General features: G+C 56.0%; 15 protein-coding genes. 10 read left to right on the forward strand and 5 right to left on the reverse strand.

Features of this window, described 5'->3' with window-relative positions; genetic code table 11:
* Positions 1 to 87: 87 nt before the first annotated feature.
* The 3 genes from msrQ to ACOTYH_RS18630 form a co-directional block, all read right to left on the reverse strand.
* Positions 88 to 687, reverse strand: a complete 600-nt coding sequence (gene msrQ, locus ACOTYH_RS18620; protein WP_003860393.1) for a protein-methionine-sulfoxide reductase heme-binding subunit MsrQ — start codon at positions 685 to 687, stop codon at positions 88 to 90.
* Positions 688 to 1,689 carry a protein-methionine-sulfoxide reductase catalytic subunit MsrP gene (gene msrP / locus ACOTYH_RS18625; RefSeq protein WP_015572016.1) on the reverse strand — a complete coding sequence of 334 codons (1,002 nt, stop codon included), beginning with the start codon at positions 1,687 to 1,689 and terminating at the stop codon, positions 688 to 690.
* A gap of 77 nt (positions 1,690 to 1,766) precedes the next feature.
* Positions 1,767 to 2,741 carry an MDR family oxidoreductase gene (locus tag ACOTYH_RS18630; protein ID WP_058689660.1) on the reverse strand — a complete coding sequence of 325 codons (975 nt, stop codon included), beginning with the start codon at positions 2,739 to 2,741 and terminating at the stop codon, positions 1,767 to 1,769.
* Positions 2,742 to 2,925: 184 nt separating this feature from the next.
* Between ACOTYH_RS18630 and csrD the strand changes: the two genes are divergently transcribed.
* The 8 genes from csrD to tldD all read left to right on the forward strand — a co-directional run bounded on the left by csrD (position 2,926) and on the right by tldD (position 15,199).
* Complete coding sequence (gene csrD / locus ACOTYH_RS18635) at positions 2,926 to 4,866, forward strand: RNase E specificity factor CsrD (protein ID WP_032655267.1); 1,941 nt, start codon at positions 2,926 to 2,928, stop codon at positions 4,864 to 4,866.
* Positions 4,867 to 5,148: 282 nt separating this feature from the next.
* Positions 5,149 to 6,192 (forward strand): rod shape-determining protein MreB, encoded by a 1,044-nt coding sequence (mreB, locus tag ACOTYH_RS18640; protein WP_000913396.1) that lies wholly within the window; start codon positions 5,149 to 5,151, stop codon positions 6,190 to 6,192.
* A 62-nt stretch (positions 6,193 to 6,254) separates the two neighbouring features.
* The gene (gene mreC / locus ACOTYH_RS18645; protein WP_003860400.1) at positions 6,255 to 7,271 is read left to right on the forward strand and encodes a rod shape-determining protein MreC; all 1,017 of its coding nucleotides are present in this window, start codon (positions 6,255 to 6,257) and stop codon (positions 7,269 to 7,271) included.
* Positions 7,271 to 7,759, forward strand: coding sequence for a rod shape-determining protein MreD (gene mreD, locus ACOTYH_RS18650; RefSeq protein ID WP_003860402.1), 489 nt, complete (start codon positions 7,271 to 7,273; stop codon positions 7,757 to 7,759). The genes mreC and mreD overlap by 1 nt, the downstream gene beginning before the upstream one ends.
* A 9-nt stretch (positions 7,760 to 7,768) precedes the next feature.
* The gene (locus ACOTYH_RS18655) at positions 7,769 to 8,362 is read left to right on the forward strand and encodes a Maf family protein (protein WP_003860403.1); all 594 of its coding nucleotides are present in this window, start codon (positions 7,769 to 7,771) and stop codon (positions 8,360 to 8,362) included.
* Positions 8,352 to 9,821, forward strand: coding sequence for a ribonuclease G (gene rng / locus ACOTYH_RS18660; RefSeq protein ID WP_003860405.1), 1,470 nt, complete (start codon positions 8,352 to 8,354; stop codon positions 9,819 to 9,821). The genes ACOTYH_RS18655 and rng overlap by 11 nt, the downstream gene beginning before the upstream one ends.
* Positions 9,822 to 9,863: 42 nt before the next feature.
* Positions 9,864 to 13,670: an AsmA2 domain-containing protein YhdP gene (gene yhdP / locus ACOTYH_RS18665; protein ID WP_058689659.1), complete on the forward strand. Its 3,807-nt coding sequence runs from the start codon at positions 9,864 to 9,866 to the stop codon at positions 13,668 to 13,670.
* A gap of 83 nt (positions 13,671 to 13,753) precedes the next feature.
* Positions 13,754 to 15,199 (forward strand): metalloprotease TldD, encoded by a 1,446-nt coding sequence (gene tldD / locus ACOTYH_RS18670; RefSeq protein WP_017382710.1) that lies wholly within the window; start codon positions 13,754 to 13,756, stop codon positions 15,197 to 15,199.
* A gap of 45 nt (positions 15,200 to 15,244) precedes the next feature.
* Here the strand turns inward: tldD and ACOTYH_RS18675 are convergent, their stop codons facing one another.
* A complete protein-coding gene (locus ACOTYH_RS18675; RefSeq protein WP_047741474.1) occupies positions 15,245 to 15,859 on the reverse strand; it encodes a YagU family protein in 615 nt (204 codons plus the stop codon).
* A gap of 219 nt (positions 15,860 to 16,078) precedes the next feature.
* Positions 16,079 to 17,005: an HTH-type transcriptional activator AaeR gene (aaeR, locus tag ACOTYH_RS18680; RefSeq protein WP_017382712.1), complete on the reverse strand. Its 927-nt coding sequence runs from the start codon at positions 17,003 to 17,005 to the stop codon at positions 16,079 to 16,081.
* Between the two features lie 179 nt (positions 17,006 to 17,184).
* Between aaeR and aaeX the strand changes: the two genes are divergently transcribed.
* Entirely contained in the window at positions 17,185 to 17,388 is a 204-nt protein-coding gene (gene aaeX / locus ACOTYH_RS18685; protein WP_003860416.1) for a p-hydroxybenzoic acid efflux pump operon protein AaeX, read from the forward strand.
* A 7-nt stretch (positions 17,389 to 17,395) separates the two neighbouring features.
* Positions 17,396 to 18,328 (forward strand): p-hydroxybenzoic acid efflux pump subunit AaeA, encoded by a 933-nt coding sequence (aaeA, locus tag ACOTYH_RS18690; protein WP_017382713.1) that lies wholly within the window; start codon positions 17,396 to 17,398, stop codon positions 18,326 to 18,328.
* Position 18,329 lies beyond the last annotated feature (1 nt).

Here is an 18,329-nt window from a genome sequence, read left to right on the forward strand (position 1 = left end):
GGTCTTATCAGGGAAGATTATCAACCGCTATCCGAAAAAGATTCGCGGTTGATAAATAATCTGCGGGAAAACGCACAGTTTCGTGAACTATCGCAACCACTGGCGGAACTTCTTGTAACGCCACGCTAAAAGGGCCAGGGCCAGCAGCGCGTAGATGACCGGCTGAGGGGATAAAATCTTCACCGACCACAGGTAATGAATCGGGGCGAGGATCGCGACAAGATAGACGAAGTTGTGCAGCAGTTGCCAGCGTCGACCTAGTTTTCGCTGCGCATACTGCGTGGATGTCAGCGTCAGCGCCAGTAAAACCAGCCAGCTTACGATACCCAGCGTCAGATAGGGACGCGTCACCAGTTCGCTGCCAAGGAGTGCCAGGTTGTTAATGCCCAGTTCCAGCAGGGCGTAGCTGGTGAGATGCAGCGTCGCCCAAGCAAAACACCATAGCCCTAAAAGCCGACGGGTGCGTATCAATAATGGCTGTTTAGCGTAGCGCGCCAGCGGTGAGACGAGCAAGGTCGCCAGCAAAAATTTCAGAGCCATCCGACCCGTAAAATGCTGAATATCTTTCGCCGGATCGGCACTGAACTGTCCCTGGCTGGCTGCCCAGAAGAGCCAGATAAAGGGGAGCAATCCTGCTAAATGCAGGAGTACCTTCAGCCAGGTTATCTGCTTTGCCGTTAAACGCACTTAGAAGTTCTCCCGTAAATTCAGCCCACGGTAGAGGGATGCCACCTCATCCGCATAGCCGTTAAACAGCAGCGTTGGCTGGCGTTTAACATCCAGCGCGCCGCCGGAGCCGATAAAACGTTCCGTTGCCTGCGACCAGCGCGGATGGTCAACGTGCGGGTTAACGTTGGCAAAAAAACCATACTCGTCAGGCGCTGCCAGGTTCCAGGTGGTGGGGGGGCGTTCACGGGTGAGCTTAATGCTGACGATCGATTTGATGCCCTTGAAACCGTATTTCCACGGTACGGTCAGGCGAATGGGCGCCCCGTTTTGCGGCGGCAGCGCTTTGCCGTAAACCCCAACGGTAAGCAGCGTAAGCGGATGCATGGCTTCGTCGAGACGTAAACCTTCAACGTAGGGATACTCCAGCCCGCCGCCGATAAACCGATCCTTCTGGCCTGGCATCTCGTCCGGGGCGTAGCGCGTCTGGAAGGAAACATACTTCGCGTTGCTGGTGGGCTCAACCAGCGCCAGCAGTTTATGCAAAGGGAAACCTACCCACGGCACCACCATCGACCAGGCTTCCACACAGCGCATACGGTAAATGCGTTCTTCAAGTGGGAAGCGGGTGGTGAGGTCATGATGATCCAGCGTCAGCGGTTTTGCCACCTCGCCATCTATCTTCAGCGTCCAGGGATCGGTTTTCATGCTCCCGGCGTTGGCGGCAGGATCGGCCTTATCGAGACCAAACTCATAGAAGTTGTTATAGCCGGTGACTTTATCTTCCGGCGTCAGCGCCAGTTTATTCTGCCACTGCGCCGGTTTGGTGAAGTTAAGCGGTGCGCCGGAGGGGGCTTTCGGGCGATCGTTGCCCTTAAACCAGTCGAGCAGATCGGCATGGGCCGCAGGGGTGAGCGTCAGGGCGGTGGCGCTGATGCCAAGCATTTTCAGGATCTGGCGGCGCTGTAGCATAAAGACAGATTCAGACGTTACGTCGGCTTCCGTCAGTTTTCGGGTTTTCATGGCATCCTCCGTCAGGCGTTTTTCTAAGCATGACGGAGGAGGAGGGTTAGCGCGAATATGTCACGAAAATTTGAAGATTAGGCGATTTTAACCAGCGCACGACCGTGGAACTGATTGTCCATGATTTTACTGGCGAACTCTGGCGCCTGGCTCAGGGTAATCTCAGTGGCGCTCTGGTCAAAGAATGAGGCTGGCAGATCCTGCACCAGACGTTCCCAGGCCTCAGCTCGCCGCTCGGCTGGGGTCATGACCGAATCGACACCCTGAAGACGCACGTTACGCAGAATAAATGGCATCACCGTCGTCGGCAGGGCAAAACCGCCCGCCAGACCACAGGCCGCCACGCAGCCGCCGTAATTCATTTGCGCCAGCACCTTCGCCAGCACTTTGTCGCCGACGGTATCTACTGCGCCAGCCCAGACCTGTTTTTCCAGCGGGCGGGTCTCGGCGAATTCGTCGCGGCTCAGAATGCGGCTTGCGCCCAGCTGACGTAGATAATCATGCGTACTTTCGCGGCCTGAGACGGCAGCAACCTGATACCCCAGCTTGTGCAGCAGCGTGACGGCCGTGCTGCCCACGCCGCCGCTGGCGCCGGTGACGACAATTTCGCCAGAGTCAGGGCGGATCCCGGCCTCTTCCAGCGCCATCACGCACAGCATGGCGGTGAAACCTGCCGTGCCGATGATCATCGCCTTACGACCGTCCAGGCCTTTCGGCATCGGGACCAGCCAGTCACCTTTTACGCGCGCCTGCGCTGCCAGTCCGCCCCAGTGGTTTTCACCTACGCCCCAGCCGGTGAGCAGCACCTGCTGTCCGGCGTGAAAACGTGGATCTTCACTGGTATGTACGCGGCCTGCAAAGTCGATTCCTGGCACCATCGGGAAATTTCGGATGATTTTACCTTTTCCCGTAATGGCCAGCGCATCCTTATAGTTCAGGCTGGACCAGTCGATATCTACGGTCACGTCGCCCTCCGGCAGGCGGCTCTCCTCGATGGCTTGCACTGAGGCAATGGTTTTGCCGTCCTGCTGTTCTAAGATCAAAGCCTGCATACTGGGTCCTCACTAGGTTTGATGATGGGAAAATATGTTCTGATGACTATACTCGCTCAATGAAACGCAGTGCCGATTTAACGCAATAAATTGCCAGATACGCCAGGTTTGGTAGTATGCCGCATTTGAAATGCAAGTTAGTGCTCACTTGCACCCCCCTTCAACCCACGGAGTAATCTCAAGGATGCGATTAACGACGAAGTTCTCAGCTTTTATCACCTTGCTGACGGGGCTGACCATATTTGTCACGCTAATCGGCTGCTCGCTGAGCTTTTACAATGCCATCCAGGATAAGCTGGTTAACCGGGTTGAATCGGTTGCATCGGTTATCGACACTCGCCTGATTGCAACCTCCTTCCCGGCGCTTTCGCGTGAGCTGGATGAGTTAATGGTGCCTGTGGATATCGTGCAGATCGACATTAAACAGGGGAAGCAGACCGTTTTCAGCCATACCCGCCAGGGCAGCTATCGTCCTGCCGGCACGGTAGAACAGTATCGGGACGTCACGGTTAATTCACTTAAACATCCGGGTATGACAATTCATCTGATGTACCAGGATCCGATGAGCAACTATTTACGCTCGCTTATGACCACCGCGCCCTTAACCATCGCCGTTGCCTTTATCGTACTGCTGATTTTCCTCGCCGTTCGCTGGCAGCGTCGTCAACTTTCCGGCCAGGAGCTGCTGGAAACACGCTCCGTGCGGATACTGAATGGCGAACGGGGTCCACAGGTGCGGGGATCGGTTTATGAATGGCCATCACGCACCAGTAGCGCCCTGGACGTGCTGCTCTCCGAAATCCAGTTTGCCAGCGATCAGCGTAGCCGTATGGACACGTTGATTCGCTCTTACGCCGCGCAGGATAACAAAACGGGCCTCAACAACCGTCTCTTCTTTGATAATCAGCTGGCTACCCTTCTTGATGACCCCGAAAAGGTGGGTACGCATGGCGTGGTAATGATGATTCGCCTGCCCGACTTCGATCTGCTCCGTGATACCTGGGGTCAGCGCGTGGCGGAAGAGAACCTCTTTACGCTGATTAACCTGCTGTCCACCTTTATTATGCGCTACCCCGGCGCGTTACTGGCACGCTACCACCGCAGCGATTTTGCCGTCTTGCTGCCGCATCGCACCTTAAAGGAGTCCGAGAGTATCGCCAGCCAGCTGCTGAAAGCCGTCGATGCGCTGCCCCAGAGCAAAATGCTCGACAGAGACGATATGGTGCATATGGGCATCTGTGCCTGGCGCGGCGGTCAGTCGACGGAGCAGGTGATGGAACATGCGGAAGCGGCCACGCGTAACGCCGTATTGCAGGGGGCGAACGGCTGGGCAGTCTATGATGATACGCTGCCGGAGAAAGGGCGCGGCAACGTGCGCTGGCGAACCCTGATTGAACAGATGCTGAGCCGGGGCGGACCGCGCATCTATCAAAAACCGGCGGTCATGAAGAATGGTCATGTTCATCATCGTGAGCTGATGTGCCGTATTTTTGATGGCACTGAAGAGGTTATCTCCGCGGAATATCTGCCCATGGTGTTGCAATTCGGATTGTCCGAAGAGTATGACCGTCAGCAAATCACCCGTCTCATTCCGTTTTTATCGTACTGGCCTGAAGAAAATCTGGCTTTACAGGTGACCGTCGAATCGCTGATCCGTCCGCGTTTCCAGCGCTGGTTACGTGACACGTTAATGCAATGCGAAAAATCGCAACGCAAACGCATTATTTTTGAACTTGCAGAGGCAGATGTAGGTCAACACATCAGCCGGTTGCGCCCGGTAGTGCGTTTAATCAATGCGCTTGGGGCTCGCGTGGCGGTAACCCAGGCGGGTTTGACGCTGGTGAGCACCCGCTGGATCAAAGAGCTGGATGTTGAATTATTGAAGCTGCATCCGGGTCTGGTAAGGAATATTGAAAAACGCACGGAAAACCAGCTGCTGGTACAAAGCCTGGTGGAAGCGTGCAAAGGAACGCAAACGCAAGTATTTGCCACAGGCGTACGTTCACGTAGTGAATGGCAGATGTTGACAGAGCGCGGCGTGACGGGCGGTCAGGGGGATTTTTTTGCCGCCTCTCAGCCGCTTGACACCAATGTGAAAAAATATTTGCAAAGATACTCTGTTTGACCTGCCGTTTACTTTGTTTTCACGTAGAATATCGCGCCTGTAGCTTTGAGTAAGACGAGCATAAAAGCCAGTGAACGACCTTTAGTGGGTTACAAGTGAAAGTGAGGGACGCTGCTGTTTACTCAGCCCTGAGGGATTCAGGGGATGAATTTGTAACAAAGGAAACGTGCTGCACTAATTTTCACCGTAGCAGACGATTTTTGCGCCTTGTCGCTGCTGCGTGTGGTTGGTAAAGTAAGCGGATTTTGTTTTCCGCCCCAGCTTTCAGGATTATCCCTTAGTATGTTGAAAAAATTTCGTGGCATGTTTTCCAATGACCTGTCCATTGACCTGGGTACCGCGAATACCCTTATTTATGTAAAAGGACAAGGCATCGTATTGAATGAGCCTTCCGTTGTGGCCATTCGTCAGGATCGTGCCGGCTCGCCAAAAAGCGTGGCCGCAGTAGGTCATGATGCGAAGCAGATGCTGGGCCGTACGCCGGGCAACATCGCCGCGATCCGCCCTATGAAAGACGGCGTTATTGCTGACTTCTTCGTGACCGAAAAAATGCTTCAGCACTTCATCAAGCAGGTTCACAGCAACAGCTTCATGCGCCCAAGCCCGCGCGTGCTGGTGTGTGTGCCGGTTGGCGCAACCCAGGTTGAACGCCGTGCGATCCGTGAATCCGCTCAGGGCGCAGGTGCGCGTGAAGTGTTCCTGATTGAAGAACCGATGGCTGCGGCAATTGGTGCGGGTCTGCCGGTTTCTGAAGCTACCGGTTCTATGGTGGTGGATATCGGTGGCGGTACCACTGAAGTGGCCGTTATCTCCCTGAACGGTGTGGTCTACTCCTCTTCCGTGCGTATCGGCGGCGACCGTTTCGACGAAGCCATCATCAATTACGTTCGCCGTAACTACGGCTCTCTGATCGGTGAAGCAACCGCAGAGCGCATCAAGCATGAAATCGGTTCTGCCTATCCGGGTGATGAAGTACGCGAGATCGAAGTTCGCGGTCGTAACCTGGCTGAAGGCGTGCCACGCGGATTCACCCTGAACTCCAACGAAATCCTGGAAGCGTTGCAGGAGCCGCTGACCGGCATCGTGAGCGCGGTGATGGTTGCGCTGGAACAGTGCCCGCCAGAGCTGGCTTCCGATATCTCCGAGCGCGGTATGGTTCTGACCGGTGGTGGTGCGCTGCTGCGTAACCTCGACCGCCTGTTAATGGAAGAGACAGGTATTCCTGTCGTAGTTGCAGAAGATCCACTGACTTGCGTCGCCCGTGGTGGTGGCAAGGCGCTGGAAATGATCGACATGCACGGCGGCGACTTGTTTAGCGAAGAGTAGTCGGGTGTGAGAGGGTAGCAATTCGCTACCCTTTCTCTCTGACGCGAGAATACGCATAGCCTATGAAGCCAATTTTTAGCCGTGGCCCGTCGCTACAGTTTCGCCTGATCCTGGCGGTTCTGGTTGCGCTCGGGGTCATTATTGCCGATAGCCGCCTCGGTACGTTCAGCCAGATCCGAACGTACATGGATACCGCCGTCAGTCCTTTCTACTTTATTTCAAATGGTCCCCGTGAACTGCTCGACTCCGTGTCGCAAACGCTCTCATCGCGTGACCAGCTCGAACTCGAAAACCGTGCGTTACGCCAGGAACTGCTGCTGAAAAATAGCGAGCTGCTGATGCTGGGGCAATATAAGCAGGAAAACGCCCGTCTGCGCGAACTGCTCGGCTCGCCGCTGCGCCAGGATGAACAGAAAATGGTCACCCAGGTAATCTCCACCGTAAACGATCCGTACAGCGATCAGGTGGTGATTGATAAAGGCAGCGTGAACGGCGTATACGAAGGTCAGCCTGTCATCAGCGATAAGGGGGTCGTGGGCCAGGTTGTGGCGGTTGCCAAACTGACCAGCCGCGTGTTGCTGATTTGCGATGCCACCCATGCACTGCCGATTCAGGTGCTGCGTAACGATATTCGCGTGATTGCCGCCGGTAATGGCTGCACGGACGATCTGCAACTGGAACACCTGCCTGCCAACACGGATATCCGCGTGGGCGACGTGCTGGTGACGTCCGGTCTGGGCGGTCGTTTCCCTGAGGGCTACCCGGTTGCGGTTGTCTCTTCCGTGAAGCTCGACACTCAGCGTGCCTACACCGTGATTCAGGCGCGTCCAACGGCCGGCTTGCAGCGTTTGCGCTACCTGTTGCTGCTGTGGGGCGCCGATCGTAACGGCGCTAACCCGATGACCCCGGAAGATGTGCATCGCGTGGCCAACGAACGCCTGATGCAGATGATGCCGCAGGTGCTGCCTGCGCCGGATGCGATGGGACCACCTGCACCCGTACCGGCTCCGGCGACGGGGTTAACGCAGCCGCTGCCGGATGCGCCCCCACCGCCGCAAGTCTCGGGTGGAGGGCAGTAGTGGCCAGTTATCGTAGCCAGGGGCGCTGGGTAATCTGGCTCTCATTCCTCGTTGCACTGTTGCTGCAAATTATGCCCTGGCCGGACGACATTCTTGTTTTCCGGCCAAACTGGGTATTGCTCATTTTGCTCTACTGGATCCTTGCCCTGCCGCACCGCGTAAATGTCGGCACAGGTTTTGTGATGGGTGCCATACTGGATCTTATCAGTGGCTCTACGCTTGGCGTCCGCGCCTTATCCATGAGCATTATTGCGTATCTCGTCGCACTCAAATTCCAGCTCTTTCGTAACCTTGCGCTCTGGCAACAGGCGCTGGTAGTGATGTTGTTGTCGCTCGCTGCGGATATCGTTGTTTTCTGGGCAGAGTTTTTAGTGATCAACGTCTCTTTCCGACCGGAAGTGTTCTGGAGTAGTGTAGTAAACGGTGTGCTCTGGCCGTGGCTGTTCCTGCTGATGCGTAAAATTCGCCAGCAGTTTGCCGTGCAATAAAAGGTTTCTATGACGTCTTTGTATCTTGCCTCCGGTTCTCCGCGTCGCCAGGAACTGCTCGCGCAGTTGGGTGTCTCCTTCGAACGCATCGTTACCGGTATCGAAGAAAAACGTGCTGAGGGTGAAAGCGCTCAGCAGTATGTCTCTCGTCTGGCGCGTGAAAAAGCGCAGGCGGGCGTGGCATGCGTGCCGCGTGACTTACCGGTGCTGGGTGCGGATACCATCGTTATTCTCAATGGTGAGGTGCTTGAGAAACCCCGCGACGCAGACCATGCGGCGCGGATGCTGCGTAATATGTCCGGACAAACCCATCAGGTGATGACGGCGGTAGCGCTGGCAGATAGCCAGTACGTTCTGGATTGCCTTGTGGTAACGGAAGTGACGTTCAGAGTCCTCACCGACGAGGAGATCGCCGGCTATATCGCCAGCGGTGAACCTATGGATAAAGCAGGTGCATACGGTATTCAAGGGTTGGGTGGCTGTTTTGTCAGGAAGATAAATGGCAGCTATCACGCCGTAGTCGGCTTACCGCTGGTGGAAACGTATGAGTTGCTGAGCAATTTTAACTCACTGCGTGAGGGAAGGGATAATTATGACGGCTGAATTGTTGGTAAACGTAACGCCATCGGAAACCCGTGTGGCCTACATTGATGGTGGCATTCTCCAGGAAATTCATATTGAGCGTGAAGCGCGACGCGGAATCGTAGGCAATATCTACAAAGGTCGTGTCAGTCGTGTCCTGCCGGGTATGCAGGCGGCTTTTGTAGATATTGGGCTCGATAAGGCGGCGTTTTTACATGCCTCCGATATCATGCCGCACACCGAATGTGTGGCAGGCGAAGAGCAAAAGCAATTTGCCGTGCGCGACATCTCTGAGCTGGTGCGTCAGGGCCAGGATCTGATGGTACAGGTGGTAAAAGATCCGCTTGGCACCAAAGGCGCGCGTCTGACCACCGACATCACCCTGCCTTCACGCTATCTGGTCTTTATGCCGGGGGCGTCGCACGTCGGCGTGTCACAGCGCATTGAGAGCGAAAGCGAGCGTGAGCGCCTGAAAAAGGTGGTCAGCGCCTACTGCGACGAGCAGGGCGGGTTTATTATCCGTACCGCGGCGGAAGGGATCAGCGAAGAAGATCTGGCCTCGGATGCGGCCTATCTGAAGCGCGTCTGGACCAAAGTGATGGAGCGTAAAAAACGCAACCAGACCCGCTACAGGCTGTACGGTGAGCTGGCGCTCGCTCAGCGCGTATTACGCGATTTCGCCGACGCCCAGCTTGACCGCATCCGCGTGGATTCCCGTCTGACGTACGAAGCCTTACTGGAGTTCACCGCCGAGTACATCCCGGAAATGCCGGGTCTGCTGGAGCATTACACCGGACGCCAGCCAATATTTGACCTCTATGACGTTGAAAACGAAATCCAGCGTGCGCTGGAGCGTAAGGTTGAGCTGAAATCGGGTGGCTATCTGATCATCGATCAAACCGAAGCGATGACCACCGTCGACATCAACACCGGCGCGTTTGTCGGCCATCGCAACCTCGATGACACCATCTTCAACACCAACATAGAAGCGACGCAGGCCATCGCGCGTCAGCTTCGTCTGCGTAATCTGGGCGGCATTATCATCATCGACTTTATCGATATGAACAATGAAGATCACCGCCGTCGCGTGCTGCACTCACTGGAGCAGGCGCTGAGTAAGGACCGCGTGAAAACCAGCATCAATGGCTTCTCGCAGCTCGGTCTGGTGGAAATGACCCGGAAACGGACCCGCGAAAGCGTGGAACATGTCCTGTGTAATGAGTGTCCAACCTGCCATGGACGCGGAACGGTAAAGACGGTGGAGACGGTCTGCTACGAGATCATGCGTGAGATTGTCCGTGTCCATCATGCCTACGACTCAGACCGTTTTCTGGTCTATGCTTCCCCTGCGGTGGCGGAGGCCCTGAAAGGGGAAGAGTCGCACGCGCTGGCAGAAGTGGAAATCTTTGTCGGCAAACAGGTAAAAGTGCAAATTGAGCCGCTCTATAATCAGGAGCAGTTTGACGTCGTCATGATGTAAACGCAGTTCGCTGCGAGATTTAAGGCTGACAAGGAGAGACGCGTGAGGCGATTGCCGGGGATTTTACTGCTTACAGGGGCAACGCTGGTCGTGATTGTCGCGTTGCTCGTGAGCGGGCTGCGTCTCGCCTTGCCGCATCTGGACAGCTGGCGTCCGCAGATCCTGGCAAAAATCGAATCCGCCACCGGCCTGCCGGTGGACGTGAGTCATATCGAGGCAAGCTGGCAGAACTTTGGCCCGACGCTAGATGCCCGGGATATCAGCGCTGGCCTGAAAGATGGCGGCCACCTCAAAATCAAACGCGTCACCCTGGCGCTGGATATCTGGCAAAGCCTGCTGCATCTGCGCTGGCAGTTTCGCGATCTCACCTTCTGGCAACTTCAGCTGATGACTAACACGCCGCTGCGAAGCGGCGACAGCGATCGGGGGCTGGAAACCAGCCGTATCAGCGATCTGTTCCTGCGGCAGTTCGATCATTTCGATCTGCGCGACAGCGAAGTGAGCTTTATTACTCTTTCCGGCCAGCGCGCTGAGCTGGCGATCCCACAGCTGACCTGGTTAAACGGGAAAGATCGCCACCGCGCCGAGGGGCAGGTGAATCTCTCCAGCCTGAACGGGCAGCACGGCGTTATGCAGGTGCGGATGGATCTGCGTGACGACAATGGCTTGCTGAACAACGGCAGGGTGTGGCTACAGGCGGACGACGTGGACGTGAAGCCGTGGCTCGGTGAGTGGCTACAGCAGAACATGCAGCTGGAGACCGCGCGCTTCAGCCTGGAAGGCTGGATGACCCTGACGAACGGGACGTTCGCCAGCGGCGATATCTGGCTTAAGCAGGGGGGCGCGAGCTGGAAAGGGGAAAACCATCAGCATCAACTTTCCGTCGATAACCTCACCGCACACGTGACGCAGGATAAAGGCGGCTGGCAGTTCGCTATACCGGATACGCGCATCTCCATGGATAACAAACCCTGGCCGCGCGGCGCGCTGACGCTGGCGTGGATGCCGGAGCAGGACGTCGGCGGGATAAACGGTAAACGCAGCGACGAGCTGCGTATCCGCGCCAGTAACCTGGATCTGACGGCGATCGAAGGGCTGCGTTCAATGGCCGCAAAACTCTCCCCGGAGCTGGGCGAAATCTGGCTGGCGACGCAGCCGAGCGGGCAGATAAACCGGCTGGCGCTGGATATTCCGCTCCAGGCTACGGAAAAGACGCGTTTTCAGGCGGCATGGAAAAATCTCGCATGGAAACAGTGGAAACTGCTGCCGGGTGCCGAGCACTTCAGCGGTAAACTGGAAGGAAGCGTGGAAAACGGCAGGCTGACGGCAGAAATGCAGGACGCGAAAATGCCGTACGAAACGGTCTTCCGTGCGCCACTGGAGATCGAAAAGGGAAATGCCACCCTCAACTGGCTGAAGAATGACAAAGGTTTTCAGCTCGATGGCCGCGATATCGATGTGAAAGCCAAAGCGGTACATGCCCGCGGTAATTTCCGTTATCTACAGCCTGAAGGCGATGAGCCGTGGTTGGGTATTCTGGCGGGCATCAGCACGGATGACGGTTCGCAGGCGTGGCGCTACTTCCCGGAAAACCTGATGGGGAAAGCGTTGGTGGACTATCTCAGCGGCGCTATTCAGGGCGGCCAGGCGGATAACGCCACGCTGGTCTACGGCGGCAACCCGCACCTGTTCCCGTATAAGCACAACGAAGGCCAGTTCCAGGTTCTGGTGCCTCTACGCAACGCCACCTATGCCTTCCAGCCGGACTGGCCGGCGCTGAAGAATCTGGATATTGAACTCAACTTCCTGAATGACGGCCTGTGGATGAAGACGGACAGCGTTGCGCTGGGCGGCGTAACGGCAAGCAACCTGACGGCAAACATCCCGGATTACTCCAAAGAGAAACTGCTGATTGATGCGGATATTAAGGGGCCAGGTAAAGCGGTTGGCCCGTACTTTGAAGATACGCCGCTGAATGACTCCCTGGCAGCCACCCTTCAGCAGTTGCAGTTAGATGGCGATGTGAATGCTCGCTTACATCTGGATATCCCACTGGACGGTGAAATGACCACCGCCAAAGGCGACGTTAGCCTTAATAACAACAGCCTCTATATCAAGCCGCTGGACAGCACGCTGAAAAACCTCAGCGGTCAGTTCAGCTTTGTTAACGGCACGCTGAAAAGTGAGCCGCTGAAAGCGACCTGGTTCAATCAACCCGTCAATATCGATTTCTCCACCACCGAGGGCGATAAAGCCTACCAGGTGGCGGTCAATATGGACGCGAACTGGCAGCCGTCACGCATGGATGTTCTGCCGAAGCCGATTGAGAATGCGGTGGACGGCGCGGTGTCATGGAATGGCAAGGTCGCCATCGACCTGCCTTATCATGCCGGTGCGCGCTATAACGTCGACATTACGGGCGATCTGAAAAACCTCAGCAGCCAACTTCCCACGCCGCTGAATAAGAAAAGCGGTGAAGCATTGCCCGTCAATGTTAAGGTTGCGGGCAACCTTAACAGCTTCGATTTAACCGGAAACGCTGGTGGAACAAACCACTTCAACAGCCGCTGGCTGCTTAACCGCAAGCTGACGCTGGACAGAGCGATCTGGACGACGGACAGCCGTACCACGCCGCCGCTGCCGGAGCAGGCGGGCGTTGAACTGAATCTCCCGCCGATGGATGGCGCAGAGTGGCTGGCACTGTTCCAGAAAGGTGTCGGGCAAAACGTCGACCAAACGGCGCAGTTCCCGCAGTCCATTACCTTGCGAACGCCTGCGCTGACGCTGGGCGGGCAGCAGTGGAACAACCTGAGTATTGTCTCCCGGCCGACGGTAAACGGCTCAAAGGTCGAGGCGCAGGGGCGTGAGATCAACGGTTCGTTGACCATGCGCGATCACGCGCCATGGCAGGCGGCTATCCGTTATCTCTATTACAATCCGACCTTTACGGCGTCTAAAGCAGAGTCGACAAGCGCTTCTCCTGTCAGTGGCAGTGGGAGGTCGCGCGTGGATTTCAGCGGCTGGCCCGATCTCCAGTTGCGCTGTGCGGAGTGCTGGCTGTGGGGGCAAAAATATGGCCGTATCGACGGTGATTTTGCTATTCAGGGCAATACGCTGAGCCTCTCTGGTGGGCTGGTGGATACCGGCTTTGGCCGCATGACTGCCGCTGGCGAATGGGTGAACAAACCGGGTGAACAGCGCACCTCGCTGAAAGGCGATATTAAAGGCAACAAGCTGGACGCCGCAGCTAACTTCTTCGGCATTAGCACGCCGCTTCGCGGATCGTCCTTCGATGTGAATTACGATCTGCACTGGCGCGCAGCGCCGTGGACACCCGATGAAGCTTCGCTTAACGGCATCCTGAAAACCCACTTCGGTAAGGGGGAGATTGCCGATGTGAGCACGGGGCGCGCCGGGCAGATCCTGCGTCTGCTGAGTTTTGACGCGCTGCTGCGCAAGCTGCGCTTCGACTTTAGCGACACCTTCAGCGAAGGTTTCTACTACGATTCCATTCGCAGCACGGCGTGGATCAAAGACGGCGTTCTGCACACCGACGACACGCTGGTGGACGGCCTGGAAGCGGATATCGCGATGAAAGGGTCAGTGGATCTCGTGCGCCGCGAGCTGGATATGGAAGCCGTGGTGGCGCCGGAGATTTCCGCAAGCGTGGGCGTTGCGGCAGCCTTTGTGGTCAATCCTATTGTCGGGGCGGCGGTGTTTGCGGCCAGTAAAGTGCTGGGGCCGCTCTGGAGCAAAGTCTCGATTCTGCGCTATCGCATTACCGGGCCGGTTGATAAACCACAGATTAATGAGGTGCTGCGCCAGCCGCGCAAAGAAGCACAGCAATGATTTGACGTGGGCAGGTAATTGCCTCACTCTCAATAAATACGATCTTTATACCGCCACTGGCGGCAACGAACGAGTAGCAATAGATGAGTCTGAACCTGGTAAGTGAACATTTGCTCGCAGCGAACGGCCTGAGCCATCAGGACCTGTTCTCCATTCTTGGTCAACTGACCGAACGCCGCCTCGACTACGGCGATCTCTATTTCCAGTCGAGCTATCACGAATCCTGGGTTTTAGAAGACAGCATCATTAAAGATGGCTCTTATAACATTGACCAGGGCGTCGGCGTGCGCGCCGTCAGCGGCGAAAAAACCGGTTTTGCCTATGCAGACCAGATAAGCCTGGCCGCGCTGGAGCAGAGCGCGCAGGCGGCGCGAACCATTGTGCGCGATACGGGCGACGGACGGGTGAAAACGCTGGGTGAAGTGCAGCACGCTGCGCTCTATACCAGCATCGACCCGCTGCAAAGCATGAGCCGCGAGGAGAAGCTGGACATCCTGCGTCGCGTGGACAAAGTGGCTCGCGCGGCGGATAAACGCGTGCAGGAAGTCTCTGCCAGCCTGACCGGGGTTTATGAACTGATCCTGGTGGCAGCGACGGACGGTACCCTGGCGGCGGATGTTCGCCCGCTGGTGCGTCTCTCTATCAGCGTGCAGGTTGAAGACGACGGTAAGCGCGAGCGCGGCTCCAGCGGTGGCGGTGGTCGTTTTGGTTATGACTGGTTCCTGGGTGATGTCGACGGCGAAGCCCGTGCGGATGCATGGGCAAAAGAAGCCGTGCGCATGGCGCTGGTCAACCTGTCTGCCGTGGCTGCACCAGCCGGTACGTTGCCGGTGGTACTGGGCGCAGGCTGGCCGGGCGTGCTGCTGCACGAAGCGGTCGGTCACGGCCTGGAAGGTGATTTCAACCGTCGCGGGACGTCCGTATTCAGCGGTCAGATGGGGCAGCTTGTCTCCTCAGAGCTGTGTACCGTGGTGGATGATGGCACCATGCTCGACCGTCGCGGCTCGATTTCTATCGACGATGAAGGTACGCCGGGTCAGTACAACGTGCTGATCGAAAACGGCGTACTGAAAGGCTACATGCAGGACAAGCTTAACGCGCGCCTGATGGGCGTTGCGCCGACGGGTAACGGCCGTCGTGAATCCTACGCACATCTGCCGATGCCCCGCATGACCAATACTTACATGCTGCCGGGCCAGTCCACGCCGCAGGAGATTATCGAATCCGTTGATTACGGTATCTTCGCGCCAAACTTTGGCGGCGGTCAGGTGGATATCACCTCCGGCAAATTTGTCTTCTCTACCTCAGAGGCGTATCTGATTGAGAAGGGCAAAGTGACCAAAGCGGTGAAGGGCGCAACCCTGATTGGCTCCGGCATTGAGGCCATGCAGCAGATTTCCATGGTCGGTAACGACCTGAAACTGGATAACGGCGTGGGCGTTTGCGGCAAAGAGGGCCAGAGCCTGCCTGTGGGCGTCGGTCAGCCTACGCTGAAAGTGGATAATCTGACGGTGGGCGGCACGGCCTGATCTTAGGATGCTTAAAAAAGGCGCTACAGATGTAGCGCCTTTTTTTTAACGTAAGTTACCCAGCGGTATCTCTGGATCAGGCTCGTGAGTAATGCGGTTACGCAAGTCACGACGAATGATTTCGATCGACCAGAACCAGACCAGATGCCCCACGATCTCTGACACGTGTTCATACCACGGCAACTCAAGCAGCGGTGGCGTCAGACCCATCAGCGGGAAGGAGATCATATGCACAAAAAGCTGGGCTAACGCACCCGCCAGCAAACCCTGCCAGAGTTTAATTTTCGGAAAGACTTCCGCAACAACGCAATACCCCACAGCGAAGACGATTGAGAAAATAATATGGGTCACACCGACCCAGTTAAATATATGTCCGGCAAATGTATAAACGGCTGCGTTAGGATCAGTAACGCCCAGCCAGTCGCGTAAAAATACATAGGGAGGGTTTAAAAAATTGCGGGAGCAGTCAATCTGGCTTGCGGCTCTTATTAATTGCTCAGGTCCGCATGCGCCGGTGAATAAATCGGTGGGACTGCGTGGCGGAAGTGGCACTTCGGCTCCCCATTTGACAAAAGCGGAGACGATCCCTGCAATTAAACCGATGAACGCGGCGAGTCCATAGCGCCTGCGTGAAGGCGGTGTTTGTTCGAATATATTCATCTCTTTTCCTTGTTTAACGTCATCCTGCGAAATACATTTTATTATTCATATTGGTAACAAATATATAACAGTCTGATGTTCAGACTGCTTATAAGGTAAATGGCGGGTGGCGGGAGTGTCAATTAGCCATTCCTGAGAGGAGGGCGGAAATATTCCTGGATGAATGTGAGTGCCATCCGGGGAATATTCATGCCAGATATGATTATAGCGATTACTTTATTACTCCTTTCTTCTGCCGCGCATCCCCTGAAACAGCTCCGCCACTTCGACAAAATACTCGGTCAGATAGTTAATACACACCTGTACTTTGAGAGGCAGTTTGTCCTTCTCGGTATACAGAGCGTAGACCGGACGTGGATCGGACTGGTAACGCGGGAAGAGGATCTCCAGTACGCCGCTGTTGATCTCATTGATCACCCACATCAGCGGTACGTAGGCGATCCCGGCTCCGGCCACCAGCCAGCGTGAGATGGTCATCGGATCGTTGGTCACGAAGCGGCCTTCAGGCAGCAGTTTAGTGGAAAGCCCTTCCGGCGCGATCAGTTCAAATTCGTTATCTGGCCGAACGCTGTATTCCAGCCACGAGTGGTTGCTCAGGTCGGCAGGTTTTTCCGGCACGCCATACTGTGCCAGATAGCTTTTCGACGCGCAGACCACCATCGGCATGCTGCCCAGTCGACGCGAGAACAGGCTCGAGTCCTGCAACGCGCCAACGCGGATCACCACGTCTAACCCATCGGCAATCAGGTCCGGTGCCGGAATGCCCGTTACCAGATTAACGGTTAAACCGGGATACTCTTTCAGCATTTCCGCCGTCATGGCAGCGAGAACATTTTGTGCCATAGTTGAAGAACAACCGATACGCAGCGTGCCGATAGGCGTGTTGTTAAAGGCATAGAGCTGCTCGTGAACATCCTGCACCTCATGCAGCATTCGACGGCAGCCCTGATAGTAAATTTTACCCGCTTCCGTCAGCCCGATGCTGCGGGTGCTGCGGTTGAGCAGCTTCACCTGGAGCTCATCTTCCAGTTTTGACACTGTCTGGCTAATGGATGAGACGCTCATTTGTAGCTGACGTGCTGCGGCGGTAAAAGAGCCTTGCTCAACCACTTTCGCAAAGACGGACATGCGTTTTAGACGTTCCATTATTCACTCTGGCTTAAAAGTGATTTAGATCACATATGATAGATAACAGCATAACAGTTACGTTAATATATTATTAATTACATAACGGCTGCGCCACTCTCGCCCGGCAATTCTTGCTCTCCTGCGGCGGCGCGAGCTTAAAAATCCAGTAACCTGCACTCTCTTTAATCAAGGTCAACATGAGTCTGTTTCCCGTTATCGTGGTGTTCGGTTTGTCGTTCCCACCGATATTTTTCGAGCTTCTTTTATCACTGGCGATCTTCTGGCTGGTGCGCAAGGTGCTGGTCCCTACCGGGATTTATGATTTCGTCTGGCATCCTGCATTGTTCAATACCGCGCTGTATTGCTGCCTGTTCTATTTAATATCGCGCATGTTTGTCTGAGGTTGATGTGAAAACGCTAACAAGAAAAATCTCCCGCACTGCCATCACTATGGCGCTGGTCATCCTGGCGTTCATCGCTATTTTTCGCGCCTGGGTTTATTACACCGAATCCCCGTGGACGCGCGATGCGCGTTTCAGCGCGGAGGTGGTCGCGATAGCGCCCGATGTCGCCGGTCTCATTACGGCGGTCAACGTCCACGATAACCAACTGGTGAAAAAAGATCAGGTGCTGTTCACCATCGACCAACCGCGCTATCAAAAAGCGCTGGAAGAAGCGGAAGCCGACGTGGCGTATTACAACGCGCTGGCCGCTGAAAAACGCCGTGAAGCAGGTCGCCGTAACAAGCTGGGCATCCAGGCTATGTCCCGGGAAGAGATTGACCAGTCTAATAACGTGCTGCAAACCGTGCTGCATCAGCTGGCAAAAGCGCAGGCGACGCGCGATCTGGCGAAGCTCGATCTGGAACGTACCGTTATCCGCGCCCCGTCCGATGGCTGGGTGACCAACCTCAACGTCTATGCGGGTGAGTTTATCACGCGCGGCTCAACTGCCGTGGCGCTGGTGAAACAGAACTCCTTCTACGTCCTCGCCTATATGGAAGAGACCAAGCTGGAAGGCGTGCGTCCGGGCTATCGCGCCGAAATCACGCCGCTCGGCAGCAACCGGGTCCTGAAGGGAACCGTGGACAGCGTGGCCGCGGGGGTGACCAACTCCAGCAGTACCAATGATACAAAAGGGATGGCGACCGTCGATTCTAACCTCGAGTGGGTTCGCCTGGCGCAGCGCGTACCGGTACGCATTCGTCTGGATGAGCAGCAGAGCAACCTCTGGCCCGCAGGCACCACCGCGACGGTGGTGATCACGGGTGAAAAAGACCGTGATGCCAGCCAGGATTCTATCTTCCGTCAAATCGCCCATCGCCTGCGCGAGTTTGGTTGAT

Origin of the sequence: Enterobacter cloacae complex sp. SHL001 (assembly GCF_049236825.1) — a bacterium.
In the GTDB taxonomy this organism is placed as follows: Bacteria; Pseudomonadota; Gammaproteobacteria; order Enterobacterales; family Enterobacteriaceae; genus Enterobacter; species Enterobacter hormaechei_C.

Excerpts from the sequence above, each read along its gene's own strand:
- msrP (WP_015572016.1), bottom strand. The coding sequence starts at position 1,689 with ATGAAAACCCGAAAACTGACGGAAGCCGACGTAACGTCTGAATCTGTC.
- ACOTYH_RS18630 (WP_058689660.1), bottom strand. The coding sequence starts at position 2,741 with ATGCAGGCTTTGATCTTAGAACAGCAGGACGGCAAAACCATTGCCTCA.
- csrD (WP_032655267.1), top strand. The coding sequence starts at position 2,926 with ATGCGATTAACGACGAAGTTCTCAGCTTTTATCACCTTGCTGACGGGG.
- mreB (WP_000913396.1), top strand. The coding sequence starts at position 5,149 with ATGTTGAAAAAATTTCGTGGCATGTTTTCCAATGACCTGTCCATTGAC.
- mreC (WP_003860400.1), top strand. The coding sequence starts at position 6,255 with ATGAAGCCAATTTTTAGCCGTGGCCCGTCGCTACAGTTTCGCCTGATC.
- ACOTYH_RS18655 (WP_003860403.1), top strand. The coding sequence starts at position 7,769 with ATGACGTCTTTGTATCTTGCCTCCGGTTCTCCGCGTCGCCAGGAACTG.
- rng (WP_003860405.1), top strand. The coding sequence starts at position 8,352 with ATGACGGCTGAATTGTTGGTAAACGTAACGCCATCGGAAACCCGTGTG.
- tldD (WP_017382710.1), top strand. The coding sequence starts at position 13,754 with ATGAGTCTGAACCTGGTAAGTGAACATTTGCTCGCAGCGAACGGCCTG.
- ACOTYH_RS18675 (WP_047741474.1), bottom strand. The coding sequence starts at position 15,859 with ATGAATATATTCGAACAAACACCGCCTTCACGCAGGCGCTATGGACTC.
- aaeR (WP_017382712.1), bottom strand. The coding sequence starts at position 17,005 with ATGGAACGTCTAAAACGCATGTCCGTCTTTGCGAAAGTGGTTGAGCAA.
- aaeX (WP_003860416.1), top strand. The coding sequence starts at position 17,185 with ATGAGTCTGTTTCCCGTTATCGTGGTGTTCGGTTTGTCGTTCCCACCG.